Origin of the sequence: Cetobacterium sp. 2A, from assembly GCF_014250685.1 — a bacterium.
GTDB lineage: Bacteria > Fusobacteriota > Fusobacteriia > Fusobacteriales > Fusobacteriaceae > Cetobacterium.
Window position 1 is genome coordinate 1 of sequence record NZ_JACFAJ010000014.1, and the last position, 18,646, is coordinate 18,646.

Consider the following 18,646-nt stretch of genomic DNA (forward strand, 5'->3'; position numbering starts at 1 on the left):
TTTTTTTCAAAAAATCTATTGACGAAACGAAAAGCCTAAGGTATATACGTCTAGTGTCATAAGTAAGTACTCACTTACACTGCTCTACTCAAAATTTAAAAATATCAAACAAATATTTTAGGGGGAGTTAACATGGAAATTTTAGTCGCCTTGGCAAAGCTGAGTCCGGTAGCACTATTAGCAGGTCTTATGGTGGGAGGTTATGATGCACTAATAGCAGCTCCAATTGCAACTGTTTATGCAGCGATTATCGCAGTATTTTTCGCAAAGAAAAAAATAAATGATATTATGGATGCTTGTATAAAAAATGCAAGAGAAATGCAAATAGCTTTCTTTATTTTGATGGCAGCATATGCAATGGCAGAGGCATTTATGTCAACTGGAGTAGGAGCATCAATAATCAATTTATCACTAAATATTGGATTGACAGCAAGAACAGTGGCTGTAGTGGGAGTAGGAGTAACTTCAATACTATCGATAGCTACAGGAACAAGCTGGGGAACATTTGCAGCATGTGCGCCTATATTTCTTTGGTTAAATCATATTGTTGGTGGAAATATGTATCTTACTTTAGCAGCAATCGCAGGTGGAGCATGTTTTGGAGATAACATTGGACTTATATCTGATACCACAATAGTAAGTTCTGGAATTCAAAGAGTTGAAGTTGTAAAAAGAATAAGACACCAAGGTTTCTGGTCAGCATCTGTATTAATATTAGCTGTAACTTCTTTCTATATAGCGGGAGTTGTTATGGACTTACCTACAACAATAGGAAATGCAGCAGAAGCTATAGATCAAATTCCTGAGGCAGCTTGGAAAGCATTAGCAGAGGAAAGACCAAGTGCTGAAGCACTTTTAAATCAAGTTAAAAATGGAGTGCCTTACTATATGGTAATTCCATTGATATTAGTTCTTATTTCAGCTTTTAGAGGGATGACGACTTTACTTTGTCTATTCATAGGAATATTATCAGCATACGTTCTTGGAAGTATAGCAGGGACAGTTGAAAGTTTACAATCATTCTTAGATTTAGTAACAACTGGATTTGCAGATGCAGGTTCATGGGTAATTGTTATGATGATGTGGGTAGCTGCATTTGGTGGAATCATGAAAATTATGGATGCTTTCAGACCTATATCTATATTAGTTGTAAAGATTTCAAGAAATGTTAGACAACTTATGTTTTATAACGGTGTTCTTTCTATTTTAGGAAATGCAGGTCTTGCAGATGAGATGGCACAAATTGTTACAATAGGACCAATTATAAAAGAATTGGTAGAGAAAAATGTTGTTGGAAAACCAGAACATATAGAAACTCTTAGATTAAGAAACGCTACGTTTAGTGATGCATTGGGAGTTTTTGGTTCTCAACTAATACCGTGGCATGTATATATAGGATTCTATTTAGGAATTGCTAATGCTGTTTATCCTTTACATGTATTTAATGCAATGGATTTAATAAGATTTAACTTTATGGCCTTTATAGCAGTTGGAAGTATTTTGATTCTTACATTAACTGGACTTGACAGATTAATACCAAGATTTGGATTACCATCAGAACCAGATGTTAGATTAAGACAAGCTCATGAGGAAATAGAAGTAGAAGATGGTATTGAAGCCGAGGCTTAATATATAAACAAAGAAGAATAAAAGGAGAGGTAAAATGACAAAATCATTGATCAGATTGAGAATGAGTTCAGGAGATGCCCATTATGGGGGAAATCTTGTGGATGGAGCAAGAATTTTACAGCTATTTGGAGATGTTGCTACAGAACTTTTGATAAAGCATGATGGAGATGAAGGGTTATTTAAGGCCTACAGTAATATAGAATTTATAGCACCAGTTTATGGTGGAGATTATTTAGAAGTTGTTGGAGAAATTACAAAAGTTGGAAATACTTCTAGAGAAATGAAATTTGAAGCAAGAAAAGTTATTGTTCCAAGAACAGACATTTCAGATTCTGCTGCAGATTTCTTAGAAGAACCAATAGTTGTTTGTAAGGCCATTGGAACTTGTGTTGTACCAAAAAATGTTCAAAGAAAGGGATGATAAAAGTGGAAAAACTTATAATTACTGCAGCTATTTGTGGAGCAGAGGTAACTAAAGAGCATAATCCAGCAGTACCTTATACTGTTGAAGAGATAGCAAATGAAGCATATTCCGCTTATATGGCAGGAGCATCAATTATCCATCTTCATGTAAGAGAGGACAATGGTACACCAACTCAGAAAAAAGAAAGATATGAAGAGTGTATGAAAGCAATAAGAGAAAAATGTCCTGATGTAATTATTCAACCTTCAACAGGTGGATCGGTTGGAATGACATCAGACGAGAGATTAGAACCAGTGGAACTTTCTCCAGAGATGGCAACTTTAGATTGTGGAACTTTAAACTTTGGTGGGGATGAAATCTTTGTTAATACAGAAAATATGATAAAGATTTTTGGTAAAAAAATGATTGAAAATTCAGTTAAACCAGAAGTTGAAGTGTTTGATAAATCTATGATAGATACAGCGATTAGATTAGCTAAAAAAGGATTTATAAAAGAACCTATGCATTTTAGTTTAGTTATGGGAGTTAATGGGGGAATATCTGGAGAGTTGAGAGACTTTATTTTTATGAAAGAGAGTATTCCATGTGGATCAACTTATTCAGTAGCAGGAATTGGAAAATATGAGTTTACCTTAGCTACAGCTTCAATAATTTCGGGGGGACATGTTAGAGTTGGATTTGAGGATAACATCTATTTAAGCAAGGGTGTACTTGCAAAAAATAATGGAGAATTAGTTGAAAAAGTTGTAAGAATAGCAAAAGAGCTAGGAAGAGATATAGCAACACCAGAGGAAGCTAGACAAATTTTAGGGTTAAAATAGGAGGAATTAATATGATAAAAGGATGTAAATTTGGAACTCACAGAGTACTTCAACCTATAGGATCACTACCACAAGGAGCTTTAAAAATATCTAACGATATGGAAATAGCAACAAATGAAATTTTAGTGGACGTTAAAACTCTTAATATAGATTCTGCAAGTTTTACTCAAATAAAAGAAGCTTGTCAAAAAGATGAGATCAAAATGGCAGAAATGATTAATAGTATTGTTTCTGAAAGAGGAAAAATGCAAAATCCTGTGACTGGTTCAGGTGGAATGTTAATTGGAACAGTTGAAAAAATAGGGCCAGATTTTCCTGATAAAAATTTAAAAGTTGGAGATAAAATAGCGACATTAGTATCTCTTTCTCTTACTCCTTTACATATCAATGAAATAAAAAAAGTAAACACTTCAAACGATCAAGTTGATGTTGATGCAAAAGCAATTGTATTTGAAAGTGGACTTTATGCAGTATTACCAAGTGATATTCCAGAAAAATTAGCTCTAGCTGCACTTGATGTTGCGGGTGCTCCAGCTCAAGTTGAAAAACTTGTAAAAGAAGGAGACACTGTTTGTATCATCGGTGGAGGTGGAAAATCAGGAGTTCTTTGTTGTTATCAAGCTATGAAAAATGTTGGTCCAAATGGAAAAGTTATAGTATTTGAATATTCAGAATCAAATGCTCAAAGAATAAGAGATTTAGGATTAGCTCACGAAGTAATAGTTGGAGATGCTACAAAACCAGTTGAAATTTACAATACAATAAATGAAGTAACTAATGGTCAACTTTGTGACGTTGTAATAAATAATGTAAATGTTCAAGGAACTGAAATGTCTTCAATTCTTATAACTAAAGATGATGGAGTTGTTTACTTCTTCTCAATGGCTACTTCATTTACAAAAGCTGCTCTTGGAGCGGAAGGTGTAGGAAAAGACGTAAATATGATAGTTGGAAATGGATATACAAAAGGGCATGCAAATCTAACATTACAAATTATTAGGGAATCAGAATCAATCAGACAATTGTTTGAAAAGCTATATGTATAATTAATATTTAGGAGAATTTCAACATATATTTTGAGCATATATCAGGGAGGAAAAACATAATGAGAGATTTTAAAAAAGTTTGGAATGTAACAGACGAACAATGGAATGATTGGAAATGGCAAGTTAGAAATAGAGTCGAAACTTTAGAAGATTTAGAAAAACATATAAGTTTAACAGAATCAGAAAAAGAAGGAATTACTAAATCATTAGAAACAATCAGAATGGGAATCACTCCATATTATTTAAGTTTAGTTGATGAAACTGACCCAAATTGTCCTGTGAGAAAACAAGCAGTTCCAGCTATAAATGAACTTCATAATACCGATGCTGACTTAGAAGATCCTTTACATGAAGATGGAGATTCACCAGTTCCAGGATTAACACATAGATATCCTGATAGAGTGTTATTGTTACTAACTGATATGTGCTCTATGTATTGTAGACATTGTACAAGAAGAAGATTCGCTGGGCAAACTGACCACGCTATGCCAATGGACAGAATTGACAAAGCTATAGAGTATATTAAAAATACACCTCAAGTAAGAGACGTTGTTTTATCAGGTGGAGATCCATTACTTTTATCTGATGAGAATTTAGAAAAAGTTATTAAAAAAATAAGAGCAATTGAACATGTTGATGTTATAAGAATTGGATCAAGAACACCAGTTGTTATGCCTCAAAGAATTACTCCAGAATTATGTGAAATGCTTAAAAAATATCACCCAATCTGGTTAAATACTCACTTTAACCATTCTAAGGAAGTAACTCCAGAAGCTAGAGCAGCTTGTGAAATGTTAGCGAATGCTGGTGTTCCGTTAGGAAATCAATCAGTATTATTAAGAGGAGTTAATGACTGTGTGCACGTAATGAAGAAATTAGTTCATGATTTAGTAAGAATGAGAGTAAGACCATATTATATCTATCAGTGTGACTTATCTATGGGATTAGAGCATTTTAGAACTCCGGTTTCAAAAGGTATTGAAATAATTGAAGGATTAAGAGGACATACATCAGGATATGCAGTTCCAACATTTGTTGTAGATGCACCTGGTGGAGGAGGAAAAATTCCTGTAATGCCATCTTATTTAATATCACAGTCTCCAGATAAAGTTGTACTAAGAAACTTTGAAGGAGTTATAACTACTTATACTCAACCAACTGGATATGTTAATAATTGTCAATGTGAAGTTTGTGCTTCTCCTATGGAAAATAAAGTTTCAACAGGAGTGTCTAGTCTTCTTCATGGAGAAACAATGACTCTAGAACCTACAGAATTAGATAGAAAAGTAAGAGCTCAATCAAGAGTATAAAATGCCTTTTATCGAATCTGTAAAAAAATACAAGAGCATTTCCACCATAGGACTTGAAAAGAATGTAGGAAAGACAGAGACATTGAATTATATTCTAAAAAAATTGAGTAAAGAAAATTATACTGTAGCTCTTACTTCTATAGGGATTGATGGAGAGGTAGTCGACCAAGTTACGACTACCTCTAAACCGGAAATTTATTTACCAAAAGGAGCTTTGTTTATAACAAGTGAAAAACATTATAAAATGAAAAAATTTCAAGCAGAAGTAGTTAATGTAAGTGAAAGAACTACAGCGCTTGGAAGATTGGTAACATCAAGAGCTCTTACTCCTGGATATATTCTTTTATCAGGTCCATCTAATGGAACTTGGGTTAAAGAGGTTATAGACGATACCTTAGAAAAAGGTGCTGATATAATAATTGTTGATGGGGCCCTATCTCGTTTGAGTGTAGGGTCTCCTATCATTACAGAAGGAATTGTTCTTTCGACAGGAGCTTCGGTATCAATAAACATGAATGAGGTAGTAAAAAAAACTAGACATGTAATAGATTTACTAAATCTTTCGAATGTAAATTTAGAAGAAAAAAATAAGTTGGAGAATTTATCAGATGGAATTTATCTTATAAATGATGGGATAGAAAAATTACCAATTAAATCTATTCTTCATTTTACAAACTTGAAAGAGAATATTTTTCAACACAAGTCTAAAGTTTATATAACAGGAGTTGTTACAGAGAGATTTATAGACTATATAACAAGACAAGAAAATATAGAAAATATAGAAATAATCGTTAAAGATTTTACAAAAGTATTTGTAGGGCCTGAAATTTTAAGAAAATTTTTTAGAAAAAATGGAAAATTAAAGGTTTTAACAAAAACCGAATTAATTGCAGTCACTGTAAATCCAACTTCACCAGCTGGATATATATTAAACTCAAGTGAACTTATACAAAAACTTAAAGAGTTTATTGATGTTCCAGTTGTTAACTTAAGGGAGGTTTGAAATGACAACTTATGAAAAAATTGGGTTGGATTATATACTTAATAATTTAAACACAGTAACTCTTTTAGGGAAGAAAAAAATAAAAAATTTGAAATTTCTGACGGACTCTAACTCTATAGAGAATGAATACTATTTCATGGAAGAAGTTAATAAATTCATTACTGAAAATAAAGATCTGGATAGGGATATAAAAAGAAAACTTTTAAATATTAAAGATATAACTAACACTATTGATAGACTAGCAGAAGGCTATATTTTGGATGATATAGAATTGTTTGAAATTAAAATTTTTGCAATGAGCTCTCAAGAGTTATATAAGATTATAGGAAATGACCTTCCTTTTATATCTCCCAAAAATTTAGAAAAAGTAGTGGAAATTTTAGATCCAGAAAAAACTGGAATAGCGAGTTTTCATATTTATAGTTCATATTCTCCTGAACTTTATTCAATAAGAGAAGAAATAAAGAGAGAAAAAGATAACGAATCTCTCTATGAAAGAGAAATGATTATAGAGGATAGAATTAGAAAAGAATTAAGTAAGAAGTTAAGAATTTACAAAGAAGCTATTCTAGCTTCTTTAGAAAAAGTTGGACATCTAGATCTCATTTTGGCAAAACTAAAACAAAATCAAGAGTTAGAGTTAAAAAAACCTATTATTGGATTAGAAACAAAGTATAAAGAGGTGTTTAATCCAAAAGTATTAAAAACTTTAGAAAATAGTTCTAGAAGTTATCAAAAGATAGATTTAGAAATTGGAGATAGTGTGACTGTAATTACAGGTGCCAATATGTCTGGAAAAACATTGAGTTTAAAAACTTTAGCTCTTTGTCAATATATGTGTCAATTGGGATTTTTTATCCCAGCTACATCTTCAGAAATAAAATTGGTAGATGAGATATATTTAACTGTTGGAGATTTTCAATCATTGGAATCAGGATTATCTTCTTATGCAGCAGAAATGCTAGAGCTTAATAGAATTATATTATTTGTAAGAAGGGGTGTTAAGCCACTTATATTAATAGATGAATTGGCACGTACCACAAATCCTCAAGAAGGACGGGCAATTGTGCAAAGTGTTATACAAATTTTAAAGGAGTATAATGCAAGAGCAATTATAACAACTCACTATGATAAAATTGGAAAAGACATTAAAAGATTAAGAGTTAAGGGATTGAAGCATTCAGAAATCCCTGAAAATATATCTGAAAAAAATATAGAAAATTATATAGATTATTCTTTAATAGAAGATAATTTAGATAAAGTTCCAGAAGAAGCTTTGTCGATTGCAAAACTTCTGAATATAGATGAAGAAATAATCAAAAGAGCTTATGGATACTTAAAAGGGGGAAATACGGATGTCTAGAAGTAAATTAGGATTAGATTTTAATAAAGTAGATATGGCAAGAGGTCTTGCAAAAAATATAGCTGAGGATGTGCAAGGATTTGTGGATTCTTATACAACAGTTGCAGTTGAAAGAACTATTTGTAGATTGTTAGGTATAGATGGTGTGGATGCCGATGAAGTTCCATTGCCAAACATAATTGTTGATCATTTAAAAGATAAGGGTATTTTAAATGAAGGAGTAATGTATTTTATTGGAAATGCAATATTAGAAACAAATCTTTCACCTCAACAAATAGCTGAAAAAGTTTCATCTGGAGAGATTGATCTATCAAAACTTCCAACACATTCGAAAGAAGATGTAAAAGCCACAATTGAACCAATCGTAAACGAATCAGTTGAAAGAATTAGAAAAAATAGAGAAGTTAGAGAAAACTATATTGAAAAAATAGGAGAAGGTGACAAGCCTTATCTTTATGTAATAGTTGCAACTGGAAATATTTATGAAGATGTTATTCAAGCTCAGGCAGCAGCAAGACAAGGAGCGGATGTAATTGCTGTTATAAGAACAACAGGACAAAGTTTATTAGACTATGTACCTTATGGAGCTACAACTGAAGGATTTGGAGGAACATTTGCAACTCAAGAAAACTTTAGAATAATGAGAAAAGCTTTAGATGAAGTTGGAGAAGAGGTTGGAAAGTATATAAGACTTTGTAATTACTGTTCTGGACTTTGCATGCCAGAAATTGCTGCAATGGGTGCTTTAGAAAGACTTGATGTAATGTTAAATGATGCTCTCTATGGAATTTTATTTAGAGATATAAATATGCAAAGAACGTTAGTTGATCAATTCTTCTCAAGAGTTATAAATGGATTTGCTGGAGTTATTATAAATACAGGAGAAGATAACTATCTTACAACAGCAGATGCTGTTGAAAATGCACATACAGTATTAGCTTCAGATTTAATTAATGAACAATTAGCTTATATTGCTGGAATTCCAGCAGGACAGATGGGACTTGGTCATGCATTTGAGATAGATCCAGAATTAAAAAATGGATTTTTACTTGAGTTAGCTCAAGCTCAAATGACAAGAGAAATTTTCCCTGATGCTCCATTAAAATATATGCCACCTACAAAATTTATGACAGGAAATATTTTTAAAGGACATATTCAAGATGCTTTATTTAACCAAATTGCGATTATGACAGGACAAGGATTACAACTTTTAGGAATGATGACAGAAGCTATTCACACTCCTTTTATGTCTGATAGATATTTATCAATTGAAAATGCGAGATATATCTTTAATAATATGAAAGATTTAGGAAGTGAAATAGAATTTAAGCAAGATGGAATGATCCAAAAAAGAGCTCAGGAAGTTTTAAATAACTCTTATGAATTATTAAATAAAATGTCAAGTGATGGATTATTTAATTCTTTAGAAAAAGGAACATTTGCTGATATAAAAAGAAGTAGAACTGGTGGAAAGGGTCTTGCAGGAGTAGTTGAAAAGGGAAGTAATTATATGAATTTATTTATCCCTAAAATGTTAGGAGGTAACCAATAATGAGTGGTGGACTATATTCAATGGAAGCAAGAAGTTTTGATACAACTTTAGATTTAAAAATGGTTAAACCTTATGGTGATACTATGAATGATGGAAAGACTCAGATTTCATTTACTCTTCCTGTTCCGGCGGGAGAAGAGGGAGTAGAAGCAGCAAAGCAACTTTTAAAGAAAATGGGATTTGAAAATCCACAAGTTTCATATTATAAAGAATTAACTGATGGATTTACTTTCTTTAACTGCTATGGAAGTTGTACTCACACAGTTGATTACAGTACTATATATGTTCCTAAAGTAGAATCAACAACTTGGTCTATGGAAGATACAGATAAGTATATAAAAGAGAATATTGGGAAAAAGTTGACAATACTTGGAGCAAGTACTGGAACTGATGCTCATACGGTAGGTATAGATGCTGTTATGAATATGAAGGGATATGCCGGTCATTATGGACTTGAGAGATATGAAATGTTTGAAGCTTTAAATATAGGAAGTCAGGTTCCGAATGAAGAGTTTGTAGCGAAAGCTATAGAAATTGGTGCAGATGTATTATTAGTTTCTCAAACGGTAACTCAAAAAGATGTTCATATAAAAAATTTAATAGAACTTGTTGAAATTTTAGAAGCTGAAGGAATTAGAGATAAAGTTATTTTGATTTGTGGTGGTGCAAGAATAACTCATGAATTAGCAAAAGAACTTGGATATGATGCTGGATTTGGAACAGGAACTTATGCAGATGATGTTGCGTCTTATGTAGCTCAAGAAATGGAAAAAAGATTAAGAGAATCTAAATAGATATTTTAAGGAGGAGCTAAATGAAATTAGAAGGTAAAATAGCAGTTGTAACAGGTGGAGCAAGAGGAATTGGAGCTGAAATTTGTAACAAGTTAGCAGAACAAGGAGCAATCGTATATTCATGCGATTTAGGTGTTGGAGAATTCCAAAATGATAATATAAAATCAGAAATATTAAATGTCGTAGATAGAGAAGGGGTAGCAAATTTAGTTCAAAAAATAAAAGAAAAATATGGGAAAGTTGATATTTTAGTAAATAATGCAGGAATAACTAAAGATGCTTTAATACAAAAGATGACAGAAGAAGCTTGGGATGCTGTAATTGACGTTAACTTAAAAGGTGTGTTTAATTTAACTCAAGCAATAGCTCCTATAATGATGGAAAATGGAATAGGATCTATCATCAATCTTTCATCTGTAGTTGGAGTTTATGGAAATATAGGACAAACTAACTACGTAGCAACTAAAGCTGGGGTAATAGGATTAACAAAAGCATGGGCAAAAGAGTTTGCAAGAAAAGGAGCAAAAGTTAGAACAAACGCAATAGCTCCTGGATTTATAAAGACTCCAATGACAGTTGATTTACCTGAAAAAGTTATAGCTGGAATGATTGAAAAAACTCCTTTAAAAAGATTAGGAGAATCGGAAGATATAGCAAATGCTGTTGTATTCTTAGCTAGTGATGATTCAAGTTTTATAACTGGTCAAACTTTAGGTGTAGATGGAGGACTTACTATTTAATAAAGAAAACTTTAGAATAATTCTTTTTTCTTTTTTCTACTTATGATATAATTATAACGTTTCAAAAACAGCTATATAATTGGAAGATTAAAGGAGAATAAAGATGGCAGCAAATAAAATAATATGTACTTGTAAAAATGTAGATTATGTTACTATAAGAATGGCAATGGTTAAAGGGGCACGTACTCTAGATCAGATAAAAGAGATGACAGGAGCAGCTACTGGTTGTGGAAAATGTGCTGAAGAGATAGAGAAGATACTTTCTTCTGTATGTGGATGTACAGGAACTTCTATGGAATCAGTTATTAATGCAGTTAGAAATGGTGCTGATACGACAGAGGAAGTAGCAGAAATTACTGGAGCTGGAGCAGCTTGTGGAAGATGTAAGGTTTTAGTAAAGGATATAATAGAGAGAAAGTTCTAATTAAATAAAAAGAGTATTTCAGGGGGTCTTAGTTCTGTATTTTATAGAACCAAGACCCCTTGATTAATATGAAGAATACAATCTCTCTTTTTTTATTTTCTTAAAAGTTTTAAAATTGGATTTTCAGAAAGATGCTCAACATTTGCCATTTTTGCAATTTTTCTTATAACATCTGAATATGTTGGATATGCTTGAATAGATTCAACATATTTGTATAGAGGGATATTTAAAGACTTCATTAATTGAATAGTTCCAATAATTTCACCTGCTCTTTCTCCAAGACATGAAGCTCCAACGATTTTATCTTTATAGCACATTACTTTTAGAAGAAATTTCTTCTCTAATGAGGCTATAGATCTATCGTTCGTTTTTTCGTCAAGAGTATAAACTCTTAAATCTACTCCATATTTTTCTCTTGCTTCTTTTTCATTAAGACCTGTTCTGGAATATTCTGGACTTAGAAAAATTACCCATGGAATAGATGTATAGTCTGCAGATTTTTTTATAACTGGGGCTACAATATTTCTAACGACAATTTCACCTTGATAACCTGCCATGTGTGAAAATTTATATGGGCAACAAACATCTCCAGCTGAATAAATATTATTCATAGATGTTTGAAGATAGTCATTTGTTAAAATACCTTTTTCTGTATATGAAATATCCGCTTTATCTAAATCTAAATCATCTAAATTAGGTTTTCTTCCTGTGGATAGAAAAACTTTTTCACATTCAACAATTTTATTTTTTCCATTTTGGACAAAATTAACTTTAGTTTTGATTCCATCTTTAGAAAAACTTATCTCATCTACTCCCAATTCTAAAGTAATATTGTTTTCTTTTAGGCAATTAATAGCATACTCTCCTATTTCTGGATCTTCAAGTGGAAGAAGTACTTTTGATTTTTCTAAAATAGTGACTTTACTTCCTAACTTTGCAAGCGGTAAAGAAAGTTCTAGAGAAATTACTCCACCTCCTATAAAAACAATAGATTTTGGGATTTCAGTTTGTAAGAAAAAATTCTCATTAGTGAGATATTCTATTTTTTCTAAGCCAGGAATATGAGGAATAAATGGTGAGCTTCCAGTAGAAATAACTATATATTCACTTTTATATTCGCTACCATCTACAATAATGGTATTAGAATCAATAAATTTTGGATTTCCAATAATTACATCAATTCCCATATCCCTTAAAACATCTGGAGTTTCATGAGAATATACATTAGAAATAATTTTATTGACTTCTTTGAAAATATTAGTTGGATCTGTATTTTGTGCTGCTAGATGAATAAAAGATTTTGAGGGGATACATCCTGACCAAGTACATTCCCCACCTATATGTTTTTTTTCAATTAAAAGTACTTTTTTTCCAATTTTTGTGGAGCCAATTGCAACAGTCAATCCTGCAGCTCCGCCACCTATAACGATAACATCATATTTCATAGTAATCTCCTTTAAATAATATCCTGTGAATAATCTTACAATATTATTCACAAAAAAAGAAATTATCTTTTAATTTTGTATATTAAAGTGGAGGTGTTACAAGTGGAAAAAGAATGTAAAAGAATTAGAAGAGAAATATTAGAAATGATTCATACTGCTGGATCAGGGCACCCAGGAGGTTCACTTTCTGGAGTGGAATTATTGTATGTGTTATATTCAGAATTTTTAAAATATGACTCAAATAATCCTAAGTTAGAGAATAGAGACAGAGTTATTATTTCTAAAGGACATGCATCAGCACTTGTTTACTCAATTTTATCAGAATTTGGATTTTTTCCTAAAAAAGAATTAAAAAATTTCAGAAAGTTACATTCGTTATTACAAGGTCATGTCTATAGAGAAGTTCCTGGAGTTGAGCTTTCAACAGGATCATTAGGACAGGGATTGAGCTATTCTTGTGGAGTAGCGATGGCTGGAGTATTAAATAAAAAAGATTATAAAACTTTTTGTTATCTTGGAGATGGAGAGTTGCAAGAAGGGAATGTTTGGGAGGCAGCTATGACTGCGGGATTTAGAAAGTTGAATAATTTATGTGCGATAGTTGATTATAATAAAGTTCAGGAAAATGGATTAGTAAGAGAAATAAAATCTCTCGAACCATTAAGAAAAAAATTTGAAGATTTTGGATGGTCTACAGTAGAAATTAATGGACACGATATTTCAGAAATTAAAATGGCGTTCAATAAATTTTTAAAAGAAACTGAAAAGCCGTTTGTAATTATAGCTAATACAATTAAAGGGAAGGGTGTTTCATTTATGGAAATGAATAGTTTATGGCACGGAAAAGCACCTAATGACGTGGAATTACAAAAAGCACTTGAAGAGATTGGAGGATAAAGAGAATGGATATGAAATCTACAAGAGATGCATTTGGGGAAGTATTGGTTGAAATGGGAGAGAAAAACGAAAAGATAGTAGCTCTTTCTGCTGATTTACAGGATTCAACAAAAGCTATTGAGTTTCAGAAGAAATTTCCAACTAGATTTTTTAATGTTGGAATATCAGAACAAGATTTAATAGGTATAGCATCAGGATTTGCAGATGAAAATTTTATCCCTATAGTTTCCTCATTCGCATCTTTTTTGACTACTAGACCATATGACCAAATAAGGATATTAGTTTGTTATAATAACTTAAATGTAAAAATAGTTGCAACTCATACGGGACTGACAGTTGGAGAAGACGGAGGAACAGCACAAGCTTTAGAAGATATTGCAATTATGAGAGTTTTACCGAATATGAAAGTTTTTCAACCATGTGATTCAAATGAAACTAAAGCTATTTTTAAGGCAGTTTTAGAAGAGAAAGGCCCTTGTTATATACGTTTAGCTAGAGCTATGTATCCAATAATATATTCGCAGGAAAAATCTTTTAAAATTGGAAAAAGTGATATATTAATAGAGGGAACTGATATAACTATTTTTGCAACTGGATTTATGGTTTCAAAAGCATTGGACGTAGAAAAAATGTTAAAAAAAGATGGTTGTTCGGCAAGAGTTGTGAATATTTCATCAATAAAACCAATTGATAGAGATTTGATAATTGAAAGTGCATTAAAAACAAGGGCTTTTGTTACAATAGAAGAACACCAAAAGAGTGGAGGATTAGGATCTGCTATAGCTGAAGTAATTTGTGAAAAAAATCCAATCCCAATTAAAATAATTGGGATTGAGGATGAATTTGGACAATCTGGCACGCCATCTGAATTAATAAAAGAATACGGTTTAGACGAGCAATCTATTTATCTTAATATAAAAAACTTTATAGAAGATTTATAAAGAAATTTTCGGAAGGAATTTTCTTGTCTATAAGATTTTCTTTTAAAAGCCATTCATTATTTTGTTCCCAAATATTTTTATCTTGAAAGAAAAAATTCCCATTTTCAGAAATCATCATTGGAATAAGTATATCTATACTTTTATTTTCAATATTTTTAGATAATGGGAAACTTTCTTTTTGTTGATTTTTAATAATTAAATCTACTGATTCGTAAGGAGAATTTTTCACGTCAGAAATTGCTCTTTCTGAAGCTTTTAGGAATTTTTTCAAAGTATCTTTTTTATTTAAAATAGTTTCATCTCCCGCTATAAAAACCCATCCATAATGATTTGGAATCCCATATTGCTCTGGTGTAAAATAATTTATTTCAAATCCTTTATCTTCCATAACTGGAATTTCGTGATTTATAACCCCACCAATTGTTGCATCCACTTGATTTGTAATCATCGCCGTTAAAAGCTCAAAACCGACGTCTATTAATTTTACTGATTCAATATCTTTATTACTATTTTTAACTAGTGATTTGATAATTGATTCTGAATAAAGAGAACCAGAATATCCAATTTTTTTTCCAGCTAAATCTTCCGGAGAAAAAATTTCTTTATCTTTAAGAGAAATAATAACATTTGAAGGTTTTTTAGTAACTGCTCCGATGGATTTTATAGGAATATTTTCATTAGTCTTTTTCATGATAACTTCATGCATATAGTAAAGTCCAATATCTGCTTTTCCAGCCGCAGTAAGGGCAATTGGATCGTTTGGAGTTGATGGAAATCTTATATTAACCTTTAGTCCCTCTTCTTCAAAATATCCTTTTTCAATTGCGGTATATATAAAACTATGTAGAGCATTGGGGTACCAATCCAAGACTAAATCAACAGATTCTAAATTTTTAATATCTTTAGATTTTCCACAAGATATTATAATAAATGATAGTATAGATATTATAAAAAATTTAATAATTTTCATTATTGACCTCTCCAATAAATATATTTTTTTTCTAATATACTAATAAAGTTTACAGAAATGATGGCAAAAATTGATAAAATTAGGATTGGGGCAAATACTCCAAAACCATTTAATTGTGTCATCATTCTTTTACTAAAATACCCAAGTCCTTTTTCTGATCCCAACCATTCCCCTATTGAAGCTCCTATTAAACTTAATGGAATGACAATTTTTAAAGATGAAAATAAATAGGGAAGAACTGTTGGTATTTTAAGTTTGAAAAAAATTTGTCGCTTTGATGCATTCATGGAAATTAATAATTCTAAATACTCTTTTTTTACTGATTTTAAACCTTCATGAATATTAATTGTTATTGGAAAAAATATCATAATTATAGCGACGATAACTTTACTCCATATAGTATATCCAAACCAGAGAATAAAAATGGGGGCAATAGCTATAATAGGTAAAGTTTGAGATGTAACTATGAGAGGATAAATCATTTGCTCAAACCATTCATAATTATCCATGAGTATAGCTAGTAAAATTCCCAAAACTATAGAGATGCTCAGAGAAATTAAAACAATTAATAGTGTTGCTGGAAGATGTACAAAAAATAGTGAGATTCGATTTTCAAATATAAATTTTAAAATTCCTGATGGCCAAGGAAGAAGATATTGTTTGCCAACATATCTGGATATTATTTCCCAAATTAATATGAAAAATGCTGTAGATAAAAACGAGTAATTTTGCTTATTTTTCATATTTTTCTCCTTTAATAGTAGTTAAGATATTATTTCTTAGATTATTTAAGTCTATATTTGAAAGATTTTTATTGATATGAAATTCTTTAAAATCTTTAATTGGAGAATTTTTTATTACAATAATTCTATCAGATAGATAAATTGCTTCATCAATATCGTGTGTAACAAATAAAAATGTTTTATCGAGATTTAAAATTATTTCTGATAGCCATTCTCTAAGAAAAATTTTAGTAATTGAATCTAGAGCACTAAAAGGTTCGTCAAGTAGTAGTAAATCTGCATCCGATATAAGTGTTCGAACTAGCGAGATCCTTTGTCTCATACCTCCAGATAGTTCTTTTGGGTAACTGTTTCCCCATTGACTTAAGGAAAGAACCTTCAAAAGATCTTTTGCTTTCTTTAGTGAGGTTTCCTTATCAACACCTTGTATATCAAGAGGTAAAACTATATTCTCTAAAATATTTTTCCATGGCAACAAAGAATCATTTTGAGGCATATATGAAATTTTTAACGAATTATTTAAAATAGATTTTAAATTAACTTTTTCTAAACCAGCTAATATTCTTAGTAAAGTGGTTTTACCAGATCCACTAGCTCCCAATATAGAAACAAATTCTCCTTTTTTAATATTCAGATTAAAATTTTCTAAAATATTACAATCAGAATTTTTATATTTAAAATTTAAGTTATTAATTTTTAAAATTGAATCCATTTAAACTTCCTTTCCATAAACCATATCCCAGAATAAATATTCATATTTGCTAGTATTAATAAAAATTTCTATTAATTTTTCTTTGTGAGAACTAGAAAGATTTTGACAAAAATTATTTGTTAAATCGATTAACCATTGGTTTATTTTTTGATAGTCTTCAGAGATATATGTCTTTATCCAATCACCATAAAGAGGATGAATGGTAGAATTTTCAATTTTGGATAATTCTAAACCTATAAGATGATAACTCCACATACAAGCTAGCAGGGCAACGGTTATTTCTGGCATTCCACCATTGTGAGAAACAGACATCATATAATGAGTATATGATAAATTTATTAGAGATGGTTTTGAGTTTACAATTTCATCTTTAGTAATATTTAAAACTTTCATATAATGTTTATGAATTCCCATTTCAGAATTTAAAATTCCATCTAATAGTTTAGAAAATTTTTGCATAGATGCTTCATCTTCAGATTTTATTACACCAAGAGCAAAAATTTTTGCATAATCTAAAAGATATAGATAATCTTGGACTATATAAAATCTAAACTTATCTTCCTCTAATTCTCCCGTTCCAATCCCATTAACAAAAGGGTGTGAATAATATGTATCCCAAATATTTGTTGCACTATTTAGTAGCTGATTTGAAAATAACATAAAAACCTCCTAAAATTTTGAAAATAAAAAAGCTGCATCAAGGACGCAGCTAAAAATGCTAAAAAACAGCTTCCCTACGCTGGTACTATCCAGATCAGGTTCAAAGGGTCAGTTATAAACTTCTCAGCCCAAAGGCTCCCCTAGCATTTTTTTTATTTCGTTAATTGAAACTATACTATAAAAAAGCTAGAAATGTCAATTGAAAATAAAAAAATGGGATTTTGTATTGACAAAATCGAAAAAATGGGGTAATAACAGTACAGATTATACAAAATGGGGAGGTTTTTATGAATAAACTAGCAATTTTATTGGCTGGAACTGCAATTTTAAGCCAAACATCTTTAGCAGAAATAAAAAAAGATGTAAAATTTACGGAAGAACCACACGGAGTATGTAGTACTCTGATGACTGTAGAAGTAAAAGAAGGGAAAATAGAATCATTTAAAGCAGCGAGAGGTTGCCCAGGAAATTTGAATGCTATTTCTAAACTTCTACCAGGAATGGAAGTTACTAAGGTTATAGAATTATTAGATGATAATGAGTGTTCAGGAGCTCAAATGCCAGGAGTAACATCATGTATGGATAATATGGTTGAAATGTTAAAATACCATGTTATGGGTGAGGGAGAAGGACACGTAACTGAAATAAGAAATAAACTTATGAAGCAAAAGGGTGTAGTGACAATTTTAAATGCTGGACACGTATGTAGTGGATGTGGACTTTGTCAGGCGAAATTAGGATAATTGGGGGAGAAAAAATGAAAAAATATTTTTTAGTTTTAATGGTGGCATTGGTATCTTCAGCAGTAGCATTTGGGGCGACTACTGTAAAAGAGGGAGAAGCATTCGGTTATAGAGACAATGTAAAAGTTATTCTTGAAATGGATGGAAAAACAATCAAGGATGTTAAAATAGAGCATAAAGATTCTCCAAAAGTTGCTGATCCAGCAATAGTTGAAATAAAAAAAGATATTCTTAAAAAGCAAAATGCTAATATTGATAATTATGCAGGAGCAACTTACACAACAAATGGTGTAAAAGAAGCTTTAAAAAAAGCTTTAGCTAAATAATAGAGAAATGTAGACCTTCCAAAATTATTGTAAAAATGGAAGGTTTTTTTATTTTTTGGAATATTTAGACAAATAATTAAACAAAAAATGTTGAAAAAAAGCA

The 18,646-nt window shown here is 31.0% G+C and carries 20 protein-coding genes and 1 riboswitch; of the genes, 15 read left to right on the forward strand and 5 right to left on the reverse strand.

Annotated features, from left to right (window positions below; all coding sequences use genetic code 11):
- The first annotated feature begins 132 nt into the window (after positions 1–132).
- From H3N56_RS12485 to H3N56_RS12535, 11 genes are all read left to right on the forward strand, one after another.
- Positions 133–1,629, forward strand: coding sequence for a Na+/H+ antiporter NhaC family protein (locus H3N56_RS12485; protein WP_185881508.1), 1,497 nt, complete (start codon positions 133–135; stop codon positions 1,627–1,629).
- A 34-nt stretch (positions 1,630–1,663) separates the two neighbouring features.
- Positions 1,664–2,050 carry a hotdog domain-containing protein gene (locus tag H3N56_RS12490; protein ID WP_185881509.1) on the forward strand — a complete coding sequence of 129 codons (387 nt, stop codon included), beginning with the start codon at positions 1,664–1,666 and terminating at the stop codon, positions 2,048–2,050.
- 5 nt (positions 2,051–2,055) lie between these two features.
- Positions 2,056–2,874 (forward strand): 3-keto-5-aminohexanoate cleavage protein, encoded by an 819-nt coding sequence (locus tag H3N56_RS12495; RefSeq protein WP_185881510.1) that lies wholly within the window; start codon positions 2,056–2,058, stop codon positions 2,872–2,874.
- A gap of 11 nt (positions 2,875–2,885) precedes the next feature.
- The gene (locus H3N56_RS12500; RefSeq protein WP_185881511.1) at positions 2,886–3,920 is read left to right on the forward strand and encodes an L-erythro-3,5-diaminohexanoate dehydrogenase; all 1,035 of its coding nucleotides are present in this window, start codon (positions 2,886–2,888) and stop codon (positions 3,918–3,920) included.
- A 59-nt stretch (positions 3,921–3,979) separates the two neighbouring features.
- Positions 3,980–5,230 (forward strand): lysine 2,3-aminomutase, encoded by a 1,251-nt coding sequence (gene ablA / locus H3N56_RS12505; protein ID WP_185881512.1) that lies wholly within the window; start codon positions 3,980–3,982, stop codon positions 5,228–5,230.
- A 1-nt stretch (position 5,231) separates the two neighbouring features.
- Positions 5,232–6,233 (forward strand): hypothetical protein, encoded by a 1,002-nt coding sequence (locus tag H3N56_RS12510; protein ID WP_185881513.1) that lies wholly within the window; start codon positions 5,232–5,234, stop codon positions 6,231–6,233.
- 1 nt (position 6,234) lies between these two features.
- Positions 6,235–7,596, forward strand: coding sequence for a DNA mismatch repair protein MutS (locus H3N56_RS12515; protein ID WP_185881514.1), 1,362 nt, complete (start codon positions 6,235–6,237; stop codon positions 7,594–7,596).
- A complete protein-coding gene (locus H3N56_RS12520) occupies positions 7,589–9,148 on the forward strand; it encodes a lysine 5,6-aminomutase subunit alpha (RefSeq protein WP_185881515.1) in 1,560 nt (519 codons plus the stop codon). The genes H3N56_RS12515 and H3N56_RS12520 overlap by 8 nt, the downstream gene beginning before the upstream one ends.
- Positions 9,148–9,942 carry an OAM dimerization domain-containing protein gene (locus H3N56_RS12525; RefSeq protein WP_185881516.1) on the forward strand — a complete coding sequence of 265 codons (795 nt, stop codon included), beginning with the start codon at positions 9,148–9,150 and terminating at the stop codon, positions 9,940–9,942. Before H3N56_RS12520 ends, H3N56_RS12525 begins: the two co-directional genes overlap by 1 nt.
- A 20-nt stretch (positions 9,943–9,962) precedes the next feature.
- Positions 9,963–10,682 carry a beta-ketoacyl-ACP reductase gene (locus H3N56_RS12530; RefSeq protein WP_185881517.1) on the forward strand — a complete coding sequence of 240 codons (720 nt, stop codon included), beginning with the start codon at positions 9,963–9,965 and terminating at the stop codon, positions 10,680–10,682.
- 103 nt (positions 10,683–10,785) lie between these two features.
- A complete protein-coding gene (locus H3N56_RS12535) occupies positions 10,786–11,106 on the forward strand; it encodes a (2Fe-2S)-binding protein (RefSeq protein ID WP_185881518.1) in 321 nt (106 codons plus the stop codon).
- Positions 11,107–11,198: 92 nt separating this feature from the next.
- Here the strand turns inward: H3N56_RS12535 and H3N56_RS12540 are convergent, their stop codons facing one another.
- Positions 11,199–12,551: an NAD(P)/FAD-dependent oxidoreductase gene (locus H3N56_RS12540; protein ID WP_185881519.1), complete on the reverse strand. Its 1,353-nt coding sequence runs from the start codon at positions 12,549–12,551 to the stop codon at positions 11,199–11,201.
- Between the two features lie 102 nt (positions 12,552–12,653).
- Here H3N56_RS12540 and H3N56_RS12545 point away from each other — a divergent pair, with 102 nt between their 5' ends.
- Both H3N56_RS12545 and H3N56_RS12550 read left to right on the forward strand, forming a co-directional pair.
- Positions 12,654–13,448 (forward strand): transketolase, encoded by a 795-nt coding sequence (locus tag H3N56_RS12545; protein WP_332478887.1) that lies wholly within the window; start codon positions 12,654–12,656, stop codon positions 13,446–13,448.
- Between the two features lie 5 nt (positions 13,449–13,453).
- Entirely contained in the window at positions 13,454–14,389 is a 936-nt protein-coding gene (locus tag H3N56_RS12550; RefSeq protein WP_185881521.1) for a transketolase family protein, read from the forward strand.
- Here the strand turns inward: H3N56_RS12550 and H3N56_RS12555 are convergent.
- From H3N56_RS12555 to tenA, 4 genes are read right to left on the reverse strand one after another with little or no spacing between them, the layout of a single operon-like run.
- Positions 14,373–15,359: an ABC transporter substrate-binding protein gene (locus H3N56_RS12555; RefSeq protein WP_185881522.1), complete on the reverse strand. Its 987-nt coding sequence runs from the start codon at positions 15,357–15,359 to the stop codon at positions 14,373–14,375. The genes H3N56_RS12550 and H3N56_RS12555 overlap by 17 nt on opposite strands.
- Positions 15,359–16,102, reverse strand: a complete 744-nt coding sequence (locus tag H3N56_RS12560; protein WP_185881523.1) for an ABC transporter permease — start codon at positions 16,100–16,102, stop codon at positions 15,359–15,361. The genes H3N56_RS12555 and H3N56_RS12560 overlap by 1 nt, the downstream gene beginning before the upstream one ends.
- The gene (locus H3N56_RS12565; RefSeq protein WP_185881524.1) at positions 16,092–16,814 is read right to left on the reverse strand and encodes an ABC transporter ATP-binding protein; all 723 of its coding nucleotides are present in this window, start codon (positions 16,812–16,814) and stop codon (positions 16,092–16,094) included. The genes H3N56_RS12560 and H3N56_RS12565 overlap by 11 nt, the downstream gene beginning before the upstream one ends.
- Positions 16,815–17,474 (reverse strand): thiaminase II, encoded by a 660-nt coding sequence (gene tenA, locus H3N56_RS12570; RefSeq protein ID WP_185881525.1) that lies wholly within the window; start codon positions 17,472–17,474, stop codon positions 16,815–16,817.
- 54 nt (positions 17,475–17,528) lie between these two features.
- Positions 17,529–17,626: riboswitch (TPP riboswitch) on the reverse strand.
- A 135-nt stretch (positions 17,627–17,761) separates the two neighbouring features.
- Between tenA and H3N56_RS12575 the strand changes: the two genes are divergently transcribed.
- Positions 17,762–18,217 carry a TSCPD domain-containing protein gene (locus tag H3N56_RS12575; protein WP_185881526.1) on the forward strand — a complete coding sequence of 152 codons (456 nt, stop codon included), beginning with the start codon at positions 17,762–17,764 and terminating at the stop codon, positions 18,215–18,217.
- A gap of 14 nt (positions 18,218–18,231) precedes the next feature.
- The gene (locus H3N56_RS12580) at positions 18,232–18,543 is read left to right on the forward strand and encodes an FMN-binding protein (RefSeq protein WP_185881527.1); all 312 of its coding nucleotides are present in this window, start codon (positions 18,232–18,234) and stop codon (positions 18,541–18,543) included.
- Positions 18,544–18,646: the final 103 nt, after the last annotated feature.

Excerpts from the sequence above, each read along its gene's own strand:
- H3N56_RS12485 (WP_185881508.1), top strand. The coding sequence starts at position 133 with ATGGAAATTTTAGTCGCCTTGGCAAAGCTGAGTCCGGTAGCACTATTA.
- H3N56_RS12490 (WP_185881509.1), top strand. The coding sequence starts at position 1,664 with ATGACAAAATCATTGATCAGATTGAGAATGAGTTCAGGAGATGCCCAT.
- H3N56_RS12500 (WP_185881511.1), top strand. The coding sequence starts at position 2,886 with ATGATAAAAGGATGTAAATTTGGAACTCACAGAGTACTTCAACCTATA.
- ablA (WP_185881512.1), top strand. The coding sequence starts at position 3,980 with ATGAGAGATTTTAAAAAAGTTTGGAATGTAACAGACGAACAATGGAAT.
- H3N56_RS12510 (WP_185881513.1), top strand. The coding sequence starts at position 5,232 with ATGCCTTTTATCGAATCTGTAAAAAAATACAAGAGCATTTCCACCATA.
- H3N56_RS12515 (WP_185881514.1), top strand. The coding sequence starts at position 6,235 with ATGACAACTTATGAAAAAATTGGGTTGGATTATATACTTAATAATTTA.
- H3N56_RS12520 (WP_185881515.1), top strand. The coding sequence starts at position 7,589 with ATGTCTAGAAGTAAATTAGGATTAGATTTTAATAAAGTAGATATGGCA.
- H3N56_RS12525 (WP_185881516.1), top strand. The coding sequence starts at position 9,148 with ATGAGTGGTGGACTATATTCAATGGAAGCAAGAAGTTTTGATACAACT.
- H3N56_RS12530 (WP_185881517.1), top strand. The coding sequence starts at position 9,963 with ATGAAATTAGAAGGTAAAATAGCAGTTGTAACAGGTGGAGCAAGAGGA.
- H3N56_RS12535 (WP_185881518.1), top strand. The coding sequence starts at position 10,786 with ATGGCAGCAAATAAAATAATATGTACTTGTAAAAATGTAGATTATGTT.
- H3N56_RS12540 (WP_185881519.1), bottom strand. The coding sequence starts at position 12,551 with ATGAAATATGATGTTATCGTTATAGGTGGCGGAGCTGCAGGATTGACT.
- H3N56_RS12550 (WP_185881521.1), top strand. The coding sequence starts at position 13,454 with ATGGATATGAAATCTACAAGAGATGCATTTGGGGAAGTATTGGTTGAA.
- H3N56_RS12555 (WP_185881522.1), bottom strand. The coding sequence starts at position 15,359 with ATGAAAATTATTAAATTTTTTATAATATCTATACTATCATTTATTATA.
- H3N56_RS12560 (WP_185881523.1), bottom strand. The coding sequence starts at position 16,102 with ATGAAAAATAAGCAAAATTACTCGTTTTTATCTACAGCATTTTTCATA.
- H3N56_RS12565 (WP_185881524.1), bottom strand. The coding sequence starts at position 16,814 with ATGGATTCAATTTTAAAAATTAATAACTTAAATTTTAAATATAAAAAT.
- tenA (WP_185881525.1), bottom strand. The coding sequence starts at position 17,474 with ATGTTATTTTCAAATCAGCTACTAAATAGTGCAACAAATATTTGGGAT.
- H3N56_RS12575 (WP_185881526.1), top strand. The coding sequence starts at position 17,762 with ATGAATAAACTAGCAATTTTATTGGCTGGAACTGCAATTTTAAGCCAA.
- H3N56_RS12580 (WP_185881527.1), top strand. The coding sequence starts at position 18,232 with ATGAAAAAATATTTTTTAGTTTTAATGGTGGCATTGGTATCTTCAGCA.